Here is a 19615-nt window from a genome sequence, read left to right on the forward strand (position 1 = left end):
AAATTTTCGACTGTTTCTTTAGCACCGATCGTGGATAGATGCGCAAGCAAGCGGCCGTCAGAGTTGCAAATCCAAGACAATCTGCAGGGGAGGGTTCATGAGGCGAACCAACATCATTTCGGGCGTGGTGCTCGCCGTTTTCGGCCTCGTCATGCTTTTCGCCGTCATTCCCTGGCAGATCGATCCCGGTCCGCCTGGCTACATGTCCCCGCGGCTGATGCCAAACCTCATGATGAGCTTCATCACCCTCTTGTCGGTGTTGCTGGTCGTCACCAACATGAGGGCTACCCCGACCGCGTCCGAGACCGATGTGGAGCCGCCAATATCGCGCGCGGAACTTGTCGCGTTCGTCTGGATGACCGCGCTCTTCGCGGTTTCGATCGGCCTCTATTTGTGGGTCTCGCCGTTGCTGTCGGCCGTCGTCCTGGTGGTGGGCGCCTTGTTGATGCTTGGCGAGCGGCGCTCATGGATGATCGTGGCGCTTCCCACGGCGCTGCTGCTGTTGCTCTGGTTGCTTTTCTACAAAGTCCTCGGCACGCGGATCGTGTAGCGGATATGGACTATCTCCTCCTCGGCTTCTGGGACGTCCTCGACCTGCAGACATTGGTGTGGGTGACCATCGGGGTGACGATCGGCTACGTCGTCGGCGTTCTTCCCGGACTGGGCAAGGGGACCGGCGTTGCCGTGACGATCCCGCTCACCTTTTATCTCAGCCCGGTCGCAGCACTCGGCATGCTGATCGGCATCGCTAAGGGCGCCGGCACCGGAAGTGCGGTGACCGCCATTCTCCTCAATACCCCCGGCGAGCCCTCGTCGGCCCCCACAACCTTGGACGGCTATCCCTTGGCGCGGCAGGGCAAGGCGCAAAAGGCGCTGAAAATGGGCCTGTTCGCGTCCGTCATCGGCGACTTCGTCTCCACCGTGATCCTGATCGTCCTCGCCGCGCCGCTCGCCAAATACGCCTTGCTGATCGGACCGGTCGAGCTTTGCGCGATCCTTGCCTTTTCCATGACGATCATCGGCGTACTGTCCGGCGGTTGTCTGATCAAGTCGCTGATCGCCGCCGGGTTCGGCGTCTTTTTTGCAACCGTCGGGATCGAGACCGAAACCTTCGTATCGCGAATGACCTTCGGGCTCTTCGAACTCGAGGACGGGATTTCGCTCATTCCGATGACGATCGGAATGCTCGCGGTCGCCGAGATGATCCTGCAGGCCGCTGATATCAAGGCGCTTGACGTACAGACGGCGAAGATCGCCGAAGGCACCTCGCGCGAGGACCGCATCATAACCGGTGCGGAGTGGCGCCGGTGCATGCCCGCGCTGATCCGCGGCACCCTGATCGGTTCGGCCGTCGGCATATTGCCGGGGCTCGGCGCAAGCGTCGCATCGTTCCTGTCCTACGGTGCGACCAAGCGCGCGTCGAAGACGCCGGAAAAATTCGGCACTGGCATGATCGAGGGTGTCGCCGCGGCCGAATGCGCCGACAACGCCGTGGTCCCTTCCAGCCTGATCCCGCTGTTTGCCCTCGGCATACCCGGCAGCGTCATCGCGGCAATTCTTATCGCCGCCTTCATCCTGCACGGCCTCACGCCTGGACCGCTCATGTTCAAGCAGCAGCCGCGGCTGGTGGCCGACGTCTATGCCGCCATGATCACCGCCAGCGCGATCATGCTGGCCATCGGCTATTTCGGGCAGGGAATTTTCGCCCAGATCGCCAAGGTGCCGCTTCGGCTGATCATACCCAGCGTTCTGCTGCTATGCGTGGTCGGCGCGTACGTCGAAACAAACAGCATCTTTTCCATCTACATCATGCTGTTTTTCACGCTGATAGGCTTCTTGTCGCGAAAGCTCGATTTCTCGTTCGTGACCTTCCTGATCGGCTTTGTGATCGGCCCCAATCTGGAGCTCAGCTTTCGCCAGTCGATCCAGTTGCTCAACTACGATGTGTGGAACCTTCAAAGCCATCCCATCGCGATCGTCTTCATCGTCCTGACGCTCGCCGCGGTCTGGTTGACCGCCAGGGGAAATCTGAGGCCGGCCACAGTCCAACCGGTCCCGAACGAACCGGTTTCTTGAATGGAAAACATGCAGGCAAACGGGAGGATTAAAATGACGCTCTTTAACAGACGCACCCTGGTCAAAGGGGCGCTTGCCCTGTCGCTCACGATGGCAATAATGGCAAGCGGACCGGCGGTCGCAGCCGATTATCCCGACCAGCCGATCGACATGTTGGTCGGCTACGGCGCCGGCGGCCAGACGGATCTGGTGGCGCGCGCCGCCGCCTATGTGATGTCCAAACAGCTCGGCCAGCCGATCAATGTCATCAACAAGCCCGGCGTTGGCGGCGCCGTGGCAGCGCGCGAGCTGGGGCAGGCCAAGGCGGACGGCTACACGATCCTGTTCAACTCGAACGCGTTGATCAATCTGGCGCCCTTTGTGATGAAGAACGCCGACTTCAAGCCGGATCAGTTCGACTATGTCGGCATGATCACAGCCTTCCAGCTGGCGCTGGCCGCGCCGAAGGACGCGCCTTTCAATACCATCGCGGAATATGTCGAATGGGCCAAGAAGAACCCAGGTTCCAGCTACGCTGCGCTCGCGCCGGAGGCGAGGCTCTATATCACCGAGATCATGAAGAAAAACGGCATCCAGGTAAATATCGTGCCGGTGCAGTCGGGCTCCGAGGTGATCAACGGGCTCCTGGGCGGGCAGTTGATGCTGGCCTATTCGGGCGGCATCCACTACCGCTATCCCGACCAGATCAAGAGCATCGCTGCGACGACGACCTTCCGCCATCCTTCGGCGCCCGACGTGCCCACGGTCGAGGAACAGGGTTATCCGCTTGGAATGGACACCCGCACCACGGTGATCGTTCCCAAGGGCACCCCGAAAGCGATCATCGACAAACTGGCTATGGCCTTGAAGGCCTGCGAGAACGATCCCGATTTCAAGAAGGTCGCGGACGCGGTCGACATTCCCATCCAATACCTCGAACCGGCCGCGGCAACGAAGGAGATGGCAGACAGTACCGCCAAGAACAAGGTGATCATGGAAAATGCCGGTATCATCGCGCGGTAAGGCGCACGCTTTCACCCTTTCGTCACAACCGGAATGTCGCGGAGCTCACCTTGCAAGCCGAAGTCGAGTGCATCACGTCGTTTGGAAACGATCTCGGCGAGTCGCTGCTATGGGACGCGGATGGCGGGCTGGTCTACTGGATCGATGCGTGGAAATGTCTCGTCCAGACCTACGACCCCGTCACGGGCAATATCGGCCGCATCGATTTCGCCCGGCCTCTGGACGGGCGGCCGATCGGCTCGATTGCCCTTGGCAACGACGGCGCTCTGATCAGCGGCGTCAAGGGCGGATTCTACAGGCTCGACATGCGCAACGGTGACGTCGAGCTTCTGGCGGCGGTCGAAACCGAAAGGCCGCCGACCAACAGGCTAAACGATGGAAAATGCGACCGCAGGGGTCGCTTCTGGTGCGCTTCGATCAACACGGATCGGCAGACGCGCTCCGGGGCGTTGTGGCGGTTCGATCGGGGCAGTGGTGCGCGCTTGATGGACGATGGCCTGCAGGCCGGCAACGGCATTGCCTGGAGCCCCGATGATCGCATCATGTATCTCGCCGACTCGTTCCTGCGGCGGATCTGGCAATACGACTTCGACCTCGAACACGGCGAAGTCGCGAACCGTCGCCTGTTCGTCTCGACCGAGGCGCTCGGCGTTCCCGATGGCGCGACGGTGGACGCCGATGGCTGCTATTGGACCGCCCTGTTCCAGGCCGGCGCGGTAGCGCAGTTCGATCCCGACGGGAAATTGATCAAGCGCATCGAACTGCCTGTCACCTATCCGACCATGTGCAGCTTCGGGGACGACGACCTCGGCACGCTCTACGTTACGTCGGCCAGCCGCTTTTCCGACGAAGCAGACCGGCTCGCGCGGCCGCGAACGGGACATCTGTTTGCCATTCGGGGCCTGGGCGTGCGCGGCCTGCCGGACGCGAAATTTCGAATGTGAACCCGGTGCGCCGCAATAGGCGCCGCCGAAGACTGGAGCAAGGTCGCGTAATCCGCGCCGTAGATGAGGAGGTACATGATGACACAGCCCAGACGTGCCCGACGATTGATCCTTGCCTTTGCGCTGACCGCCGGACTGGTCGCGGCGCTCGCAGGCGGCGCGAGCGACAGCGCCCGGGCGCAGGATGGTATGGACGCCATGGTTGGGTTTTATCCCGGCGCGCTGGTCTCGCTGCCCGCCTTCGTCGCCCAGGACAAGAAGTTCTTCGAAACGAACGGCCTCAAGGTCGAGCTCATCCCCATCAACACCGGACCCGCAATGACCTCCGCCGTGGCGAGCGGAAGCGTGACCTTCGTCAACAATGCCTGGGACAATTTGATCGTGGCCGTGGACAAGGGCCTGCCGGTGCGCGGCGTCGCCGGCTCGACCGCCAAGGTTCCGTTCTCGCTCATTGCCCGCAAGGGCCTGGCACTGCCTCATCTCAAAGAGGGATATCCGGGCGTTCTCAAGGATCTGGTCGGCACCAAATGGGGGGTCGTGGCGCTGGGCGTCTCCGTCCAATATCTGTCACAGAAAATCCTGACAGAGGGCGGCTATGAGGCTAAGGACGCCACTTTCCTGGCTGTAGGCATGCCGAATACGGGCCGTCCAGCATTGCAGCGCGGCACCGTCGACACCTATCTGAGCGTCGAGCCCTTCCCGTCGATCGTCGAAGCCAATGGCGAGGGCCAGATCGTCGTCAATCTCGCCGCCGATGACGGGCCGAAGTTCTTCCAAGGACTGGGCTATAATGGCTGGTGGGCGTCGACGTCGACGATCGAGCAAAAACCGCGGCTCGTCTCGGGTTTCGTCAAAGCCATGGAGGATAGCTACTGCTGGTACAGCGATCCCGCCAACCTCGACGAGCTCGTGGTCATCATGCAGAAATACGCCAAGGTGCCCGAGCTGTCGGACGACCAGTATAAGGCGATGGTGAAGCGTCTGTTGCCAGCCTACGGCCCGGCAGTCGATAGCCGGACCGTCGACGCCTGGTCGCAGATGGTCATCGATCAGGGCCAGGTCACCAAGGGCAAGACGCGCGCCGACATCATCGCCGCCGCGGCGCCCGAGATCTATACCTGCCCAAAGTAGCGCAGCCATGGCCAATCCCAAGACGACAGGCCCGGCACAACGCGAACACGCGCCCGCCGACATCGCCGTCCGTGACCTGACGGTGAATTTCGGACAGCTGCGCAATGTCCTGAGCGGCGTAAACCTCTGTGTGCCGCGCGGAGAATTCGTCGCGCTGATCGGCGCCAGCGGCTGCGGCAAGACCACGCTCTTGAACGTCGTGGCCGGCCTGGTGCCGGTCGCTGGCGGGACGGCAACCGTCCTCGGCTCGGCGCCGGCGGCGGGGCGCAAGGACATTTGTTACGTCCTGGCGCAGGACGCGTTGCTTCCGTGGCGCACCGTTCAGCGCAACGTCGAATACGGGCTTGAGTTCTCAGAAGCCGTCAAGGACGAGCGCCGGCAACGGGCCCGTGTCTACATCGAAAAGGTCGGGCTTCAGGACTTTCGGGATTTCTACCCTTCCAGATTGTCGCAAGGCATGCGCCAACGCGTGTCGCTGGCCCGCGCCTTCGCCGTCGGGCGCAGTGTCTATCTCATGGACGAGCCCTTCAGCGCCCTCGATTCCCAGACGAAGCTTCTTCTCCACGATCAACTCCTCGACCTGTGGGACAAAAGCGGCGCGACCGTCGTCTTCGTCACACACGATATCGGCGAGGCGATCACCTTGGCCGATCGCGTGGTGGTCATGTCGCAAAATGGAACCGGCGTCGCCGACGAGATCGCAATCGATATTCCGCGGCCCCGCTCGGCCGAGGCCCTTCAGGCCGATGCCCGCTATCACGATCTATACCGCCGGACGTGGACCGCGCTGAAGGCGAGCATGCAATGAGCGATACCGTCACATCGGAAGCGGGTCTCGGCGCCGTGAATGGATCGGTCACGCGCATTTCCCTGTCGGTGCTTTTGGCGCGCGTCGCGTTCCTCGCCACGTTCCTGGCGATTTGGCAGGGCGCGGTTGCCTATGGTTATGCCGATCCCGCTTTTGTCTCGTCCCCGGTTCTGGTCGCAAAAGCCTTCGTTGACCTGGCAGGGCAGGGCGATCTTTTTTCCAACCTCCTCACCACGCTGATCGAAATCGTCCTCGCCTTCGTGCTGTCGGTCGTCCTCGGCATTTCTTCAGCCCTCGTTCTCGACCGCAGCGATTGGCTGAACAAGATCCTTTCGCCCTTCATGACCGCCTTCAACAGCATGCCGCGCATAGCGCTCGGTCCCCTTTTCATTTTGTGGTTTGGCATCGGCATCACCTCCAAGGTCGTGCTCGCCGTCTCCCTCGGCTACTTCATCATGCTGCTCAGCACGCTCGGCGGCCTGAAGAATGTCGATCGCAACCTCTTGCTGATGTCGCGTCTGTTCGGCGCCTCCGAACTGCGTCTGTTCCGCGATGTCCGGCTGCCTTGGGTGCTGCCCAGCATCTTCGCCGGCCTCAGGCTGACCCTGATCTATTGTAGCGCCGGCGCGGTCATCGGCGAGATGATCGCCGCTCAAAGCGGTCTCGGCGTCCTGATCCAGTCGTTCAGCGGACGTTTCGACGTCGCCAGCGTGCTGGCCCTGATCCTGGTGGTCGCCGCCGTGGTCATGGCTTTGACGGCGTTGCTCGATGTCGTCGAGAACCGTCTGCTGCGGTGGAGCAAGGGAAGCACGGATGTCCCCGGATGAAGCCGGCGATCACGAGCCTAAAGCCGGAGCACCGGGACGGCCGACGCAGGTTTTTAAGTGTCGTCGGGACTTTCGGCCGCAATGAACGCAGATACGGAGCGCATGCATGACCCTTCCCCTTAAAAACATAAAGGTCCTTGACCTTTCCTCCATCATCGCTGCCCCGGTGGCAGCGACCACCTTGGGAGATTTCGGCGCGGAGGTGATCAAGATCGAAGAACCGCGCAACGGCGACTTCATGCGGCGCACCGCGCCAAACCAGGGCGGTCGCTCGCTGCAATGGGTGCAGGACGCGCGCAACAAGGCGTCCGTCACGCTCGACCTCAGGAAGCCGCAGGCGCGTGAGATCGTCCACCGCCTGCTGCCGCATTTTGACGTGCTGGTGACCAATTTTCGTCCGCCGACCCTGCGCCGCTGGGGGTTTGACCCGGAAACGATCAGAATGCGCCACCCGCGTTTGATTGCCCTTTACGTGACCGGTTATGGTCTCACCGGGCCTTATTCGGACCGCGGTGCTTTCGACCGGATCGCCAGCGCCTTTTCCGGCCTCACCTATGTCAGCGGCGACGCCGACCGCCCTCCGGTCCGCGCGGGCTATGCCGTCATCGACTATATGGGAGCCTATGCCGGGGCGTTTGGCGTCGTGACGGCGCTCTACAACCGCGATCACAAGGGCGGAACGGGCCAAATAATCGATCTCGCACTCTATGAGCCGGGCTTTCGGGCCAGCGAGGATGCGATGATCGCCTTTTCCGCCACCGGTAAGGTTCGTGAGCGGATGGGTAACACCAATCCCGACGTGGTGCCGGCCGCCGACTACGACACCGCTGACGGCAAGCGCATCTCCATACATGGCGGTACCGAGACGCTGCTGCGCCGCCTCGCCAAGGTTGTTGGACGCCCGGGCCTGGCGGATGAACCGGACTTTTCGAATTTCGCCTCTCGTGTCGCCAATCAGGAAAAGCTCTACGCCGTGGTTGCCGACTGGGCCGGCCGCACGAGCCTCATTGACGCAATGACGGCGCTTGTCGCATCCGATATTCCGGCCTCGCCAGTAATGAGCGTGGCAGATATCGCGGTCGATCCGCACTATCGCGAGCGCCAAACGTTGATCGAGGTGGAGGACGACGAATACGGGCGGGTGCTGATGGCGGCGCCTATACCCCGCATGAGCGAGACACCCGGAGAGGTTCGCACGCTCGGGCCGGCGCTGGGGTCGAGCACCGAAAAGGTCCTCAAGGAAATGCTGGGCATGGACCACGCCGAGATCGATGCCCTGCGTGAGGCGCAAGTCATCTAGCCGGACTCAATATCCCGGCTCGAACCGCTGTGGCGAGATCTCTGAACGATCTCTGCGACGCTGAATGGTGAAGCGCGGCAAAGTGGAAGGAATTGTCATGAAGGATGTATATCTGGTGTCAGCGGCGCGCACCGGCATTGGCGCCTATGGCGGCTCGCTGAAAGGCCAGAAGCCTGGTGAGTTGGGCGCTCTGGTCGCCAGCGCCGCCATCGAGCGCGCCGGTGTCGATGCGGCTCGCATCGGCAATGTGGTCTTCGGCACTGTGCTCTATACCGAGCCGCGCGATGCCTACGTGGCGCGCATTACCGGGCTCGGTGCCGGGGTGTCGCACGAGACCCCGGCGCTCACGGTCAACCGCCTTTGCGGATCGGGCATGCAGGCTATCGTCACTGCCGCGCAAGCCATCCTTCTGGGTGACAACGACCTCGGCCTGGCCGGCGGAACCGAAGTCATGAGCCGGGCGCCCTATTTCGCGCAAGGCGTTCGCTGGGGGCAGAAGATGGGGGATGCAGCACTTGTCGATGGCCTGACCGGTGCGCTTACCGATCCCTTCAACGCCATTCATATGGGCGTGACCGCGGAGAACGTGGCCGACCGCTTCAGCGTTTCTCGAGCCGATCAGGATGCACTTGCGTTCGAAAGCCAGCGTCGTGCCTCGCAGGCGATCGCCGACGGTAGATTTGCCGATCAGATCGTGCCGATCGAGGTTCAGGTCGGCCGGAAAACAGACATGTTCGCCGTCGATGAGTATGTACGACACGGCGCAAAGCTTCAGGATTTTCAGAAGCTGAGACCGGTCTTCAAGAAGGCCGACGGCACGGTTACGGCCGGCAATTCTTCCGGAATCAACGATGGCGCCGCTGCTGTTATCCTGGCTGGTGAGACGGCGGTGAAGGAGCAGGCCCTCAAACCATTGGCGCGGCTGGTGTCCTATGGCCATGCCGGTGTCGATCCCGCCTTCATGGGCATCGGCCCTGTGCCTGCGACGCGCCGTGCGCTGGCGAATGCACAAATTGGGGTAGGGGATCTGGATGTCATCGAGTCCAACGAGGCTTTCGCCGCCCAGGCCTGCGCCGTCAGCAGAGAGCTGGGTCTCGATCCTACGCGCGTCAACCCGAACGGCAGCGGCATTTCACTGGGTCATCCGATCGGCGCAACCGGCGCCATCATCGTGACCAAGCTCATCTACGAATTGCACAGGGTGGAGGGGCGATACGGCCTCGCCACCATGTGCATAGGGGGCGGCCAGGGCATCGCGACTGTTTGGGAGCGCGTCTAGCGGCAAGGCGACAACGATGCCGTACCCGGTGTCATCGATCCCATGGCTGCCGAGTTCAAACGAGCGGGTAGGACGTTCCAGCGACGGTTGAAGGATCCGGCGGCGGCGTTGGGAACGCACTGGCCTGACCGGCATCGACGCCTTGGCAGAGCGCAGGGGACTTCAGCCGCCCCACTGAATTGGTCGTGCGCACTGGCAGCGAAGAATGTGTCGCCGCGACCATTCACATTGTATGCAGTGTCGTAGAAGTCGACTGCGGAAAGATCGTTGTGCAGGCGGGCGACTTGATGTGCCGGACGGAAAACAGAGGCATATGCTGATCGTAGGGCACGGCTCTCCATCTGCAAGATCAACATGCCTCAATTTGTGAATGCTTCTTGTGGGCGCACGGCGCTTCGACTGTGGCGCAGGATGTCGTGGGGATGGCGTCGCAATACGTTGAGATCATCCATCGCAGGCTGAACGGCTCCGCTGAAGAGCAAGGGCGCGAGGAGCAATTGCTTCCTGGCATCATGAAAGTTCGTCAGTCGGCATGACGAAACGCGTCCACAATATTTTACGCGCGATAAAAATCATGTAAGGCTCGGACTGCTCAGCGAGCTTGAAGCTATCAACACCAAAGGATCGGGGCAGGAGATGGGTCGTCTGGAAGGCAAGTGTGCGTTGATCACGGGCGCGGCGCGAGGGATCGGCCTTGCTTTTGCCAAGGCCTACCTGTCCGAAGGCGCAAAGGTGGCGATCGCGGATATCAATTTCGCGGCGGCTGAGAAGTCGGCGAACGCCCTGGGAGAAGGAGCCTTTGCGATCGAGATGGATGTGACGAAGCAGGAAAGCATCGACGCCGGTGTTGCAAAGGCGATCGCTGCAATGGGGCGCATCGATATCCTGATAAACAACGCGGCCCTTTTCACCGCATCGCCCATCGTCGACATCGATCGCAAGGATTACGACCGCGTGTTCGCCGTGAATTTTTCCGGTACGCTCTTCACGCTGCAGGCGGTTGCGCGCCACATGGTCGCGCGCGGCGGCGGCGGCAAGATCATCAACATGGCGTCTCAGGCCGGCCGGCGCGGTGAGGCTCTCGTGGCCGTCTACTGCGCGACCAAGGCGGCGGTGATTTCACTGACCCAATCTGCGGGGCTCGACCTGATCAAGCATGGGATAAACGTCAACGCAATCGCTCCGGGCGTCGTCGATGGCGAACATTGGGACGGGGTCGATGCGTTCTTTGCCAAACACGAGAACAAGGCGCCCGGCCAGAAGAAAAAGGAAGTCGGTGAAGCCGTGCCTTTCGGTCGCATGGGAACGCCAGCCGATCTCACCGGCATGGCGATCTTTCTCGCAAGCGCGGAGTCGGACTATGTCGTGTCGCAAACCTACAATGTCGATGGCGGCCAGTGGATGAGCTGATTTCGTAACAAGAAAGGCGCCTTGCGGCGCCCTTCTTGCAGGTTGATCTCGCCCCGGCGGAGTCCTGCCCCGGTTTCTTCAGGTCAGTAAGGCGCAGTCCGAGCGGGCCCTCCGCCAGACACCAGCATCATCGCGTCGAAATGCCTGGCTGTGAGCTGCGCCCTCAGCGATTGAGAGGCAGGATCATCCCACAGATCGCTGACCTCCTGCGGATCGGTCTGGTGGTCGAAAAGCTCGCCCAGGCCGGTACCGTGATAGATGCTCAGTTTATAGCGGCCATCGAAATACATGCTGGCACGCGTGTGTTTGCCATCGGGGACGTCGAGAGCGTCTGCATATTCGCACAGGACGTAATCCTTGTGGTGGTCGCTCGGGCTTCTGCCTTCGAGCAGGCTTACTAGCGACCGTCCCTGCATTTCGTGGTTCGCGTCCAGACCTGCTGCTTCCAGCAAGGTCTGGGGAATATCGACGAGCTCGGTGAGGGCGTTCGACACCAACCCTTCCCTGAAATGACCGGGCCAGGAAATGATCATCGGCACGTGGATCATGCCTTCGTAAAACCGGCATCCCTTGTAGATGATCCCGTGATCGCCCAGCATCTCGCCGTGGTCGCTCATGAAAATGATGATCGTGTCGTCAAGCTGGCCCGTTTCGCCAAGCTTCTTCACCAGATCGCCAACCATGTCGTCGATCAGGGCGATCATAGCGTGGTAGCAGGCGCGAATGTATTTGGCGTTGTAGAGGGTCGGCGGCGTGTCGCGCCCTTCTGTATCGGCGGCCAGGGGCGGGTTCTCGTAGAGCGGCGAGTCCGGATCACCGCGTCTTGGGTCGACCGGAACTGTGATCTGCTGGTCGATGTCCTTGAATTTCAACTGATGCTGCATGTCGGACTCGGCAAAAATCGGCGCCGGCATGTCGTTCAGATCGAATTTTGCCAGATACTCTGCCGGCGGATCGAACGGCGGATGCGGATCGAAGAGGTTGATCGAGAGAAACCACGGCTTTCCTGCATGCCGTTCGATGAAGCTGCCGGCCCGCTCACCCGCCCAGGTGGTCTGATGGGCGTCGGTATCGACACCCGGCCCATAGGCCCTTTGGCGGTTGTAGATGGCTTCGCCGTCGATGCCTTTTTCGGTCATCCACTGCTGGTAGTCATGGCCCTCTGGCCAATCGGGATCAGGGTGGTGGCTCCAGTAGAACTCCTTGTAACCATCGGCCTTCGGGCGCTTTTCGACGATCCCCTTGCTGCGGGACAGATGCAGTTTGCCGATCAGACCCGTTTCATAGCCGGCATCCTCAAACGTTTTTGAAACCAGGGGTAGGTGGTCTCGAAACTCGGTATTTCCATTTCGATGGTTCTGGTGCGAGATCGGATATTGTCCGGTCAGAAACGATGCGCGGCTTGGCGTGCAGATAGGGCTTTGGCAATAGGTGCGCTCGAACGCGACCCCCTTTTGCGCCAGCCTGTCTATGTTCGGCGTCTTCGCACCCTGAAACCCGAAATAAGACAGCGTGTCCCATCTTTGCTGATCGGTGCATATCCAAAGCACGTTCGGACGCCGCATGATGTTCACTCCAGATATCCTGTTTGAATTACGAAAAGCCCCGATGGCCGGGCTAGTTGCCATCTTCGATGCGATTGCCGGCTTCATCGAAGACATGGATGCCGCGGTCGAAATTGACGTGTATGCGATCGTCACGTTTCACGCGGGTCTCACCATCGCAGCGCAGGACCAGCGTCTTTTGCTGACCCTTGTCTTCAAATCGTGCGCGCACCAGCGCATCGGATCCGAGCCATTCGACACCCGTCACCTGCGCCGGTATGCCAATTGCGGCAAGCACAAGGTGCTCCGGGCGGATCCCCAGGGTGAGACCAGAGCCAGAAGTCTTTCGCAGGCCGGCTTGAAGCTTAGGTGTCGTCGGAACGGATTGTCCGCAGACCGAGAGCCCGCCGTCCGTCAGATCGGCATCAATGAAATTCATTGCCGGCGTTCCGATGAACGCGGCCACGAATGTGTTCACCGGTTTGCTGTAAAGCACTTTGGGTTCCGCCACCTGCTGAAGGTAGCCGTCCTTCATCACCGCGACGCGATGGCCCATTGTCATTGCTTCGACCTGGTCGTGCGTGACATAGACGGTTGTCACCCCCAGGCGCAGCTGCAGGTCGACCATTTCGCTTCGGGTCTGGTCTCGCAGCTTGGCATCGAGGTTGGAAAGCGGTTCGTCGAGCAGGTAGACCGAGGTCTTGCGCACGATCGCCCGGCCCATCGCGACGCGTTGTCTTTGGCCGCCCGACAGTTGCGCAGGCTTACGGTCAAGGTAGGGGCCGAGCTCCAGGATGCGGGCGGCTTCACGCACGGCCTTGTCGATCTCAACTTTCTCAACTTTCGCCAGACGGAGCGGAAAGCCGATGTTTTCGGCGACCGTCATGTGCGGGTAAAGCGCGTAGGATTGAAAGACCATGGCAAGGTCGCGGTCTTTTGGTTCGAGGTCGTTGGCGACACGTCCGCCAATTGTCAGCACCCCCGTCGATATGTCTTCAAGTCCGGCGATCATCCGCAGGATCGTAGACTTGCCGCACCCTGACGGGCCGACCAGGACAAGAAATTCCTTGTCGTGGATTGTAAGGTCGAGATCAGTGACGGCGCTTTGCCCGTTCGGATAGACCTTTCCGACCTTGGAAAGAACGATTTCAGCCATGATATGCGATCCTTCGGGCTGGCGATGCGAGTTTGAAGTTTGACATCCGCTCACCCCTTCACGGCGCCGCCGGAAAGACCGGCGATCATGTAGCGTCTGACAAGGAAACCGAAGACGACGGCTGGCACGATGATGAACATGGATGCTGCCGAGATCTTGCCCCACTCGGTGCCTTCGTAGGCGAGAAAATTGACGATCGCGACGGGTAGCGTGACGACGGCGCGGCGCGTGAGGATGAGGGCGAACAGGAACTCATTCCACGAGAAGATGAATGCAAGGATCGACGATGCGAGGATCCCACCCTTGAGAAGGGGCAGGTCGACAAGCATCAGGATTTGCAGTGGCGTTGCCCCGTCGATCCGCGCCGCTTCGCTGAGATCCTTGGGGATCGAAGCCCAGATCGGCGCCAGCATCCAGATGATCAGCGGGACGTTGAAGATCAGGTGGACGATGATCAGGCCGATATGTGTATCGAGCAGATTCAGATATTTGTAGAGGACGAAGAACGGCAGCAGATAGACCATGCCGGGCACCATCCTTATCAGCAGAATGGAAAGCATGGAGTGATAGCGAAGCGGCCCGCGCAGGTTCCTCAATCCATAGGCGGCAGGGATGGCGACCAACAGCGACAGGACGACCGATCCGATCGAGATGACGAGACTGTTGCCGATCGCTGTGAGGAATTTGCTGTCTCCGAAAACGTCGTAATATGCCTGCAGGGTCGGGGTAAATATAAGCTTCGGAGGGATTGCGAAGGCATCGAGCCTCGTTTTCAGCGAGAGCAGCCCCAGCCAGAAAACTGGTGCTACAATCACCAAACCCCACACGATGCCGAAGGCATAGAGCCCTGCGGTGACGGTGTTGCTGCGCGTTTTCATCAGCGCTCTCCCTCCGCCCCGACCTTGCGCAACAGCAGGCGGGTAGCCGGCGCAAGGATAACGAACAGGATGGCTAGGAATGTCAGGATGATCGACGACGCGTAGCCGATCTTCAAGAATTGGAAGCCTGCCGTGTAAGCGTAATAGTTGGCCGTCTCGGTTGATCCCGCAGGCCCGCCCGAGGTCATCACGAAGATAATGGGGAAGATTGCCAACGCCTCCATGATCCTGAACACGATTACGACCAATGCCGTCTCGCGCAGGAGCGGTAGCGTCACGAACCTCAGTTGCTGTAACCAGGTCGCTCCGTCGATGCGTGACGCTTCATAAAGGTCCTTCGGAAACGTCTGCATCGCCGTGTAGAACATGACCGCGACGAATGGCGTCCATCCCCAGATTGCAGCAATGCAGATGGAGATCAGTGCATAAAATGGCTGGCCTAGCCACAAAGGGCCCTGGATGCCTAAAATGCTCAGGTAGTAGTTGATCCCGCCGAGTTGTGGCGTGAACATGATCTTCCACATCAATCCCATGACGATCGGTGGAAAGAACATCGGGATGATGAAGATCAGCCTCAGCCAGCCCATGCCGGGCAGGCGCTCGTTCATTGTGAGGGCCAGGAAGAAGCCGAATACGAGCTGGAATGGCAGTGGGCCGAAGATCAGGATCGCGCTCTGCCAGAGGCTGGCGAGAAAGCGCTGGTCTTTGAACAGATCTGCGTAATTCTGGAACCCTATGAAAGCGGTAGGCCTGGTATTGAGATAAGACAGGGACGTCAGGCTGAGCGTAAGGGTAGTGAGTATTGGTAGGATCGTCAGAACCGCGATGATGACCATCGCCGGTATGATGAACCGCCTGTAACCCGAATTTGATCGCCGGTAGGAAAGGCGCACAAGCGCCATCGGATCCGGCATGGATGCTGCGGGCATCGCAACCTCACGCTAATGTTTTGCTGCAACGGGTTTGCGGGGATCGGTCCGACCCCCGCCTCGAACTGGCCTACTTGAGCAGACCTTCCTGTTTAAGGATGTCCGTGATGTCCGAATTCGCCTGGTCGAGGGCGTCCTTTGGCGTCTGTTGGCCGATTTCTGCGGCCTGAACGGCCTGACCCATACGGTTCGAAACGACAGTCCAGGCAGCGAACGCGGGATAGTAGTCCGAAGGCGCGTTCGCCAGGCTCTGCTGGTAGGCTTCGAGAAATGATCCGCCGCCAAAGTTGTAATCGTACTTTGCGCGGAAATCCTTGTTTTCCCAAACGGAGTTGCGTGTGGTCGCCAGATAGGTCGAATTCTGCGAAATCTTGATCATCGTCTCGGCGCTGGTTGCCCACTCAAGGAACATGTAGGCCGCTTCGGGACTGTCAGAGTCCTTTGATATGCACAGGCCGTGGGATGCGAAAGCCGGCTTGGGGCCAGCCGCACCGCCGGGAACCACCGCGAAGCCGAGATTGTTCGCAACCTTCGACTGCTTCGGATCGAGAATGCGACCGGCGAGAGGCGCGCCCTCGATTGCCATTGCAACATTTCCCTGCTGCATGGCCGTGACCACGTCATCGAAGGTAAAGTTTACCGATCCCTTCGGGGTGTAGGACTGCTTTAGCTTCACATAGGTCTCAAGCGCCTTGACAGCCTCCGGGGAATTGACGACAGGCGCCATGTCTTTCGGGAAGTCTTTGAAGTACTTGCCGCCCGACCCGTAGAGGAAGGTGTTGAAAACCCAGATGTTACCCGCAGTCGTCGCAGGGGCGCCACGCACGGCAATGGCCGGCAGTGCATCCGAATTGACCTTGGCCGCGACATCGAGCAACTCGTCCAGTGTCTTGGGGGCGTGGTCAAAGCCGGCAGCCTTCAGCTTGTCGATCTGGTAATAGAGGAGGGTCGTTGCCGCGAAGAACGGCAGGCAATACTGCGTGCCCTGATCGGCCATGCCATCCAGCGTGGACGGTATGAAGTCCTTGAGGTCAAGCTGGGCAGGATCAGATACCGACGCATCGCCGATAAAATTCTTCACCGGCTCGAGCCAGCCATTCTGGGCATAGAGCGGAAGATTTCCGCTTTGAATGCCCAAGATGTCGTAGGCGCCGGTTCCGGTGGCCGATTCAACCTGAGCTTTCTGCACAGCAGCAGCTTCGGCCATCGTCTCTATATTGACCTTGATTCCAGTCTTGGCCTCGAATTCCGGCAGCAGCAGCTTCAGTCCGGGAATGAACGAAATCTCGGCATAGAGCATGTCGAGTGTCGTGCCTGCAAAACGCTTTGGATCATTGTCGGCAGCGAATGCAGTGGATGCGGTGCTGGCCGCCAACGCCGCCACCATAAGCCTGGATAAAGTTCTCATGTCATTTCCTCCCTTAGTGATCAATTCGCAGCTGTTCGCAACGCCCCCGTACGCAGCTTCGCTTCGCTTCGACGTTTCGTCACAATGTCGAGTATGGTCGAAGGAGCGATCATGAAATTCTTGAGCTGGAGCGCTGCGGCTCCATAGGCGATGGCAAGGCTGCCCTTGCTGGCAAGGCTCAACCTTTCGCTGAGCGCGGTGAACTCGCTCGCTTCGCGGACCGCTTCCACATAGGTCTGAATTCCGCGCATGTACCATTCGGCCATATGGTCGTGCGAGCTGCCGACGACGATGCGGGAAGGACGCAAGAGCCTGTCTATGTCAACAATCGCAGAGCCCAGATATCGTCCCGCTTCCAGCAAAGACTGTTGAGCATTTTCGTCTCCACTCTCGGCATCGAGCGCAAGTTGGGACAGCATTGTTTCGTCGTGACCGCGACCTTTGCCGTCCTTCTCACGCGTCTTCAAGGCGGCGAGCCCTGATGCATATTGCACAAGGCACCCACGGCGCCCGCACTCGCAGGCACGGCCGTTCAAATCGACTGTGACGTGCCCGACTTCTCCAACACCGCCGTGATCTGTAAGCCAGCCCGAGCCACCGGAGATCAATCCCAATCCGATGCCTCTAAAGTCGATTACGACGAACGCAATGGATTTGGGCGCGTATTTCTGACCAAGGTATTTCCGTTCTTCACCATACGCGGCGGCCATCGCGCCTATGCGTATGGTGGCGGGTATGCCGTAGCGCTTGGAGAGCAGGTCACAGACCGGGAGGTCGTCCAGAACCGGAAAGTTTTGGGGATGAGTCCTGCCAGCCGCCACATCCACGGGCCCAATTGAGCCCACGCCAATCGCTCCCAATGGTATTTCCGGCTGCGCTGCCGCCAACCGGTCGACAATCTCAAACAGAATTTGAACCATTCGGTCAGGGGTGGCGGTCGTATCGAGCCTGATAGCGAAGCTGTCTTTCACAGTACCAGCAAGGTCCACCCGGCAACCGGTTACCTTCTCTCGTCTTATGTCGAGCCCGACGAGGTGAAACAGGTCTTTGCGTATTTTCAAGAGGATCGGGCGCGGGCCGCCGCGCGGCGACGACTGCCCCCGTTCAACTTCTGCGACGATCCCGGCATCGATGAGCTCTTGTACGGCCTTTGTGACGGTCGCTCGCGTGAGACCGGCGGCGTCTGCAAGCTCATGGCGCGCCACGCTTCCCTGGAAGGCCAGTGCCGATAGGACCTGGCCGAGACTTCCTGCGAGTCTTGTATCTGAGTGCAACAACGCGAAACCGATGTTAATTAATTGCATTAACTAACCACCAGGTTGTGCGCACGTCAAGGAGTGTCGCGGCTGTGGGAGTGATGAATGTTCTTCTTGCTGCATGAGGAGTGCGGATTGATAGCGTCGGTAAAGATCCCGGTTTTCTGCCATCCCAAGATTCCACCATGCCAGTTCGTGCGCTTCTTTTGCTACGCAATCCCCCGCTAAAGGGAGTGCGTTTCTTGAAGCTGGATCTGGAAAGCCTGCGAGAAGTTTTGCGGCCATTGCGCGATCGAAGCTCCGTCGAGAGTGCGCTTAGACATTTCGCACGGCGTTCAGGTTTCGACTGGTTCAGCTATCGCAGCGATCACAGCCCCTATTCCGCGCGCCTTTCGACGCATCCTGAGGACTGGTGCTTGCAAATATGATGAGCGCAGTTACGCTGCCGTCGATCCAGTGCTTCTGCAAGCTACGGCGGCCAAGTCGCCATTTTCCTGGTCGACGAGGCAATTGTTGCGGTAAGCCTCCAAATCGGGTGTGGCGTTCCTGCGGGAAGCGCGCGGTCACGGCATCCGCTCCGGCTTCACCATTCCCATTGATGCCGCCTTCGGTCGAAAAGCGTCCGTCACCTTCAGCTCCATGAAGGAGAGCGTCGCCGACGATCTGGTTGTCGACCCCTATACGGCACTGAGCGTCGGTGCGTTCCTCGACAGCTTCGTCGATCTCCTCAAGATTCGTGACGTCTCCGACGCCGTCGCGTGCCCTCTCACGCCTGTGCAACTGGAGTGCCTGAGTTGGACCGCTGAAGGCAAGGCAAACCAGGATGTCGCCATCTTGTGCGGTGTGACGAGACGCGCGGTGGAGTCGCAGCTCCACCATGTCCGCCAGCGCCTCGATGTCCTCACGACCTGCCAGGCAGTCGCGGTCGCGGTGCGGTCGGGCTGGCTTTAATGCCCCGTGGACCGAAAATCCGCCCCGATGCACTATCGGCCAAAACCGTGACCAAGTTCAACTTGGAGCTTACCTCATAGAGCTTCTTGATCCGCAGCAGCTTAGGTTAGTTCCTCCCCAAAGGCATTTTGCCAGTCGCTCTCGAAATGGTTGCTTTCAAGCAAATATGAGCCCGTTGTCGATGACCCGCGACTTCGGAATGACGTGGAACATACGAAACTTCTCCTGTTTGCCATATCTGCATCCATGCTGAGGGCGGCAATCGGGGAGCCGTCTAGAAACGAGAACGACGGCTTCAACGGGGATAGAAGACGTTAACCCTCGCCGCCATAGCCTCTTCCTGATTCTGGAGGGAAGCCTATGCAGTCAACAGTCACCGCGTTTCCACTGAGCCGCCAACAGAAGCTTGTGCGGGGAATAGCCGACGTTTTGCGTTGCAAGCGGGGCGATGATGCCACGCTTTTCTGGCGGGATGCTGCAAAAGCTCTCATGCAAAACCTGATCGCACGTGGCGTTGACGCCCGATCTGCCCAAGATGAGGTGCGGGGCCTGTTCTATGCTGTCATGGGAGAGATGGAAGCAGATGTTCAGGCGCAGAAGGGCCGAGCGCCCTTCTAAACAAAAACGCCGGTCGAACCCGGAGGAGAGCCGGCCTACATCGGTTCCGTACAGCGCACCTGCCATCCCAGAAAAATTGAAGATAGGAATCGGCCACA

18 protein-coding genes and 1 pseudogene are annotated in these 19615 nt (G+C 59.9%); 13 read left to right on the forward strand and 6 right to left on the reverse strand.

Translation table 11 applies throughout. The features are described 5' to 3' along the window. Positions 1-97: 97 nt before the first annotated feature. The 10 genes from J2X35_RS12825 (at position 98) to J2X35_RS12870 (ending at position 10777) form a co-directional block, all read left to right on the forward strand. Positions 98-550 carry a tripartite tricarboxylate transporter TctB family protein gene (locus tag J2X35_RS12825; protein WP_310185883.1) on the forward strand — a complete coding sequence of 151 codons (453 nt, stop codon included), beginning with the start codon at positions 98-100 and terminating at the stop codon, positions 548-550. 5 nt (positions 551-555) lie between these two features. Further along, positions 556-2076 carry a tripartite tricarboxylate transporter permease gene (locus J2X35_RS12830; RefSeq protein ID WP_310185884.1) on the forward strand — a complete coding sequence of 507 codons (1521 nt, stop codon included), beginning with the start codon at positions 556-558 and terminating at the stop codon, positions 2074-2076. Between the two features lie 33 nt (positions 2077-2109). Beyond that, on the forward strand, positions 2110-3078 hold the full coding sequence (locus J2X35_RS12835; protein ID WP_310185886.1) for a tripartite tricarboxylate transporter substrate binding protein: 969 nt from the start codon (positions 2110-2112) through the stop codon (positions 3076-3078). A gap of 50 nt (positions 3079-3128) precedes the next feature. Next, positions 3129-4022 (forward strand): SMP-30/gluconolactonase/LRE family protein, encoded by an 894-nt coding sequence (locus tag J2X35_RS12840; protein WP_310185888.1) that lies wholly within the window; start codon positions 3129-3131, stop codon positions 4020-4022. Between the two features lie 78 nt (positions 4023-4100). Next, positions 4101-5153, forward strand: coding sequence for an ABC transporter substrate-binding protein (locus J2X35_RS12845; RefSeq protein ID WP_310185890.1), 1053 nt, complete (start codon positions 4101-4103; stop codon positions 5151-5153). 7 nt (positions 5154-5160) lie between these two features. Beyond that, positions 5161-5961 (forward strand): ABC transporter ATP-binding protein, encoded by an 801-nt coding sequence (locus J2X35_RS12850; protein ID WP_310185891.1) that lies wholly within the window; start codon positions 5161-5163, stop codon positions 5959-5961. Further along, a complete protein-coding gene (locus tag J2X35_RS12855; protein WP_310185892.1) occupies positions 5958-6788 on the forward strand; it encodes an ABC transporter permease in 831 nt (276 codons plus the stop codon). The genes J2X35_RS12850 and J2X35_RS12855 overlap by 4 nt, the downstream gene beginning before the upstream one ends. A 106-nt stretch (positions 6789-6894) precedes the next feature. Then, the gene (locus J2X35_RS12860) at positions 6895-8088 is read left to right on the forward strand and encodes a CoA transferase (RefSeq protein WP_310185893.1); all 1194 of its coding nucleotides are present in this window, start codon (positions 6895-6897) and stop codon (positions 8086-8088) included. Between the two features lie 97 nt (positions 8089-8185). Continuing rightward, a complete protein-coding gene (gene bktB / locus J2X35_RS12865; RefSeq protein WP_310185895.1) occupies positions 8186-9367 on the forward strand; it encodes a beta-ketothiolase BktB in 1182 nt (393 codons plus the stop codon). Between the two features lie 636 nt (positions 9368-10003). After that, positions 10004-10777: an L-iditol 2-dehydrogenase gene (locus J2X35_RS12870; protein ID WP_310185897.1), complete on the forward strand. Its 774-nt coding sequence runs from the start codon at positions 10004-10006 to the stop codon at positions 10775-10777. Positions 10778-10860: 83 nt separating this feature from the next. Here the strand turns inward: J2X35_RS12870 and J2X35_RS12875 are convergent, their stop codons facing one another. From J2X35_RS12875 to J2X35_RS12900, 6 genes are all read right to left on the reverse strand, one after another. Continuing rightward, positions 10861-12342: a sulfatase-like hydrolase/transferase gene (locus J2X35_RS12875; RefSeq protein WP_310186156.1), complete on the reverse strand. Its 1482-nt coding sequence runs from the start codon at positions 12340-12342 to the stop codon at positions 10861-10863. Positions 12343-12394: 52 nt separating this feature from the next. Continuing rightward, complete coding sequence (locus tag J2X35_RS12880; protein WP_310186157.1) at positions 12395-13477, reverse strand: sn-glycerol-3-phosphate ABC transporter ATP-binding protein UgpC; 1083 nt, start codon at positions 13475-13477, stop codon at positions 12395-12397. Positions 13478-13527: 50 nt separating this feature from the next. Then, complete coding sequence (locus J2X35_RS12885; RefSeq protein WP_310185898.1) at positions 13528-14355, reverse strand: carbohydrate ABC transporter permease; 828 nt, start codon at positions 14353-14355, stop codon at positions 13528-13530. Further along, complete coding sequence (locus J2X35_RS12890; RefSeq protein WP_310185899.1) at positions 14355-15284, reverse strand: sugar ABC transporter permease; 930 nt, start codon at positions 15282-15284, stop codon at positions 14355-14357. Before J2X35_RS12890 ends, J2X35_RS12885 begins: the two co-directional genes overlap by 1 nt. A gap of 70 nt (positions 15285-15354) precedes the next feature. Beyond that, positions 15355-16692, reverse strand: coding sequence for a sugar ABC transporter substrate-binding protein (locus J2X35_RS12895; protein ID WP_310185901.1), 1338 nt, complete (start codon positions 16690-16692; stop codon positions 15355-15357). A gap of 20 nt (positions 16693-16712) precedes the next feature. Beyond that, a complete protein-coding gene (locus tag J2X35_RS12900) occupies positions 16713-17996 on the reverse strand; it encodes an ROK family transcriptional regulator (RefSeq protein ID WP_310185903.1) in 1284 nt (427 codons plus the stop codon). A 261-nt stretch (positions 17997-18257) separates the two neighbouring features. On the opposite strand from J2X35_RS12900, the pseudogene J2X35_RS12905 reads away from it, so the two are divergent. From J2X35_RS12905 to J2X35_RS12915, 3 genes and pseudogenes are all read left to right on the forward strand, one after another. Continuing rightward, positions 18258-18596, forward strand: a pseudogene (locus J2X35_RS12905) (autoinducer binding domain-containing protein); the annotation flags it as partial. Continuing rightward, positions 18588-18899, forward strand: coding sequence for a helix-turn-helix domain-containing protein (locus J2X35_RS12910; RefSeq protein ID WP_310186159.1), 312 nt, complete (start codon positions 18588-18590; stop codon positions 18897-18899). The pseudogene J2X35_RS12905 and the gene J2X35_RS12910, both read left to right, overlap by 9 nt. Positions 18900-19259: 360 nt before the next feature. Then, positions 19260-19517, forward strand: a complete 258-nt coding sequence (locus tag J2X35_RS12915) for a DUF6074 family protein (RefSeq protein WP_310185905.1) — start codon at positions 19260-19262, stop codon at positions 19515-19517. Positions 19518-19615 lie beyond the last annotated feature (98 nt).

Source organism: Mesorhizobium sp. BE184 (assembly GCF_031457045.1).
GTDB lineage: Bacteria > Pseudomonadota > Alphaproteobacteria > Rhizobiales > Rhizobiaceae > Mesorhizobium.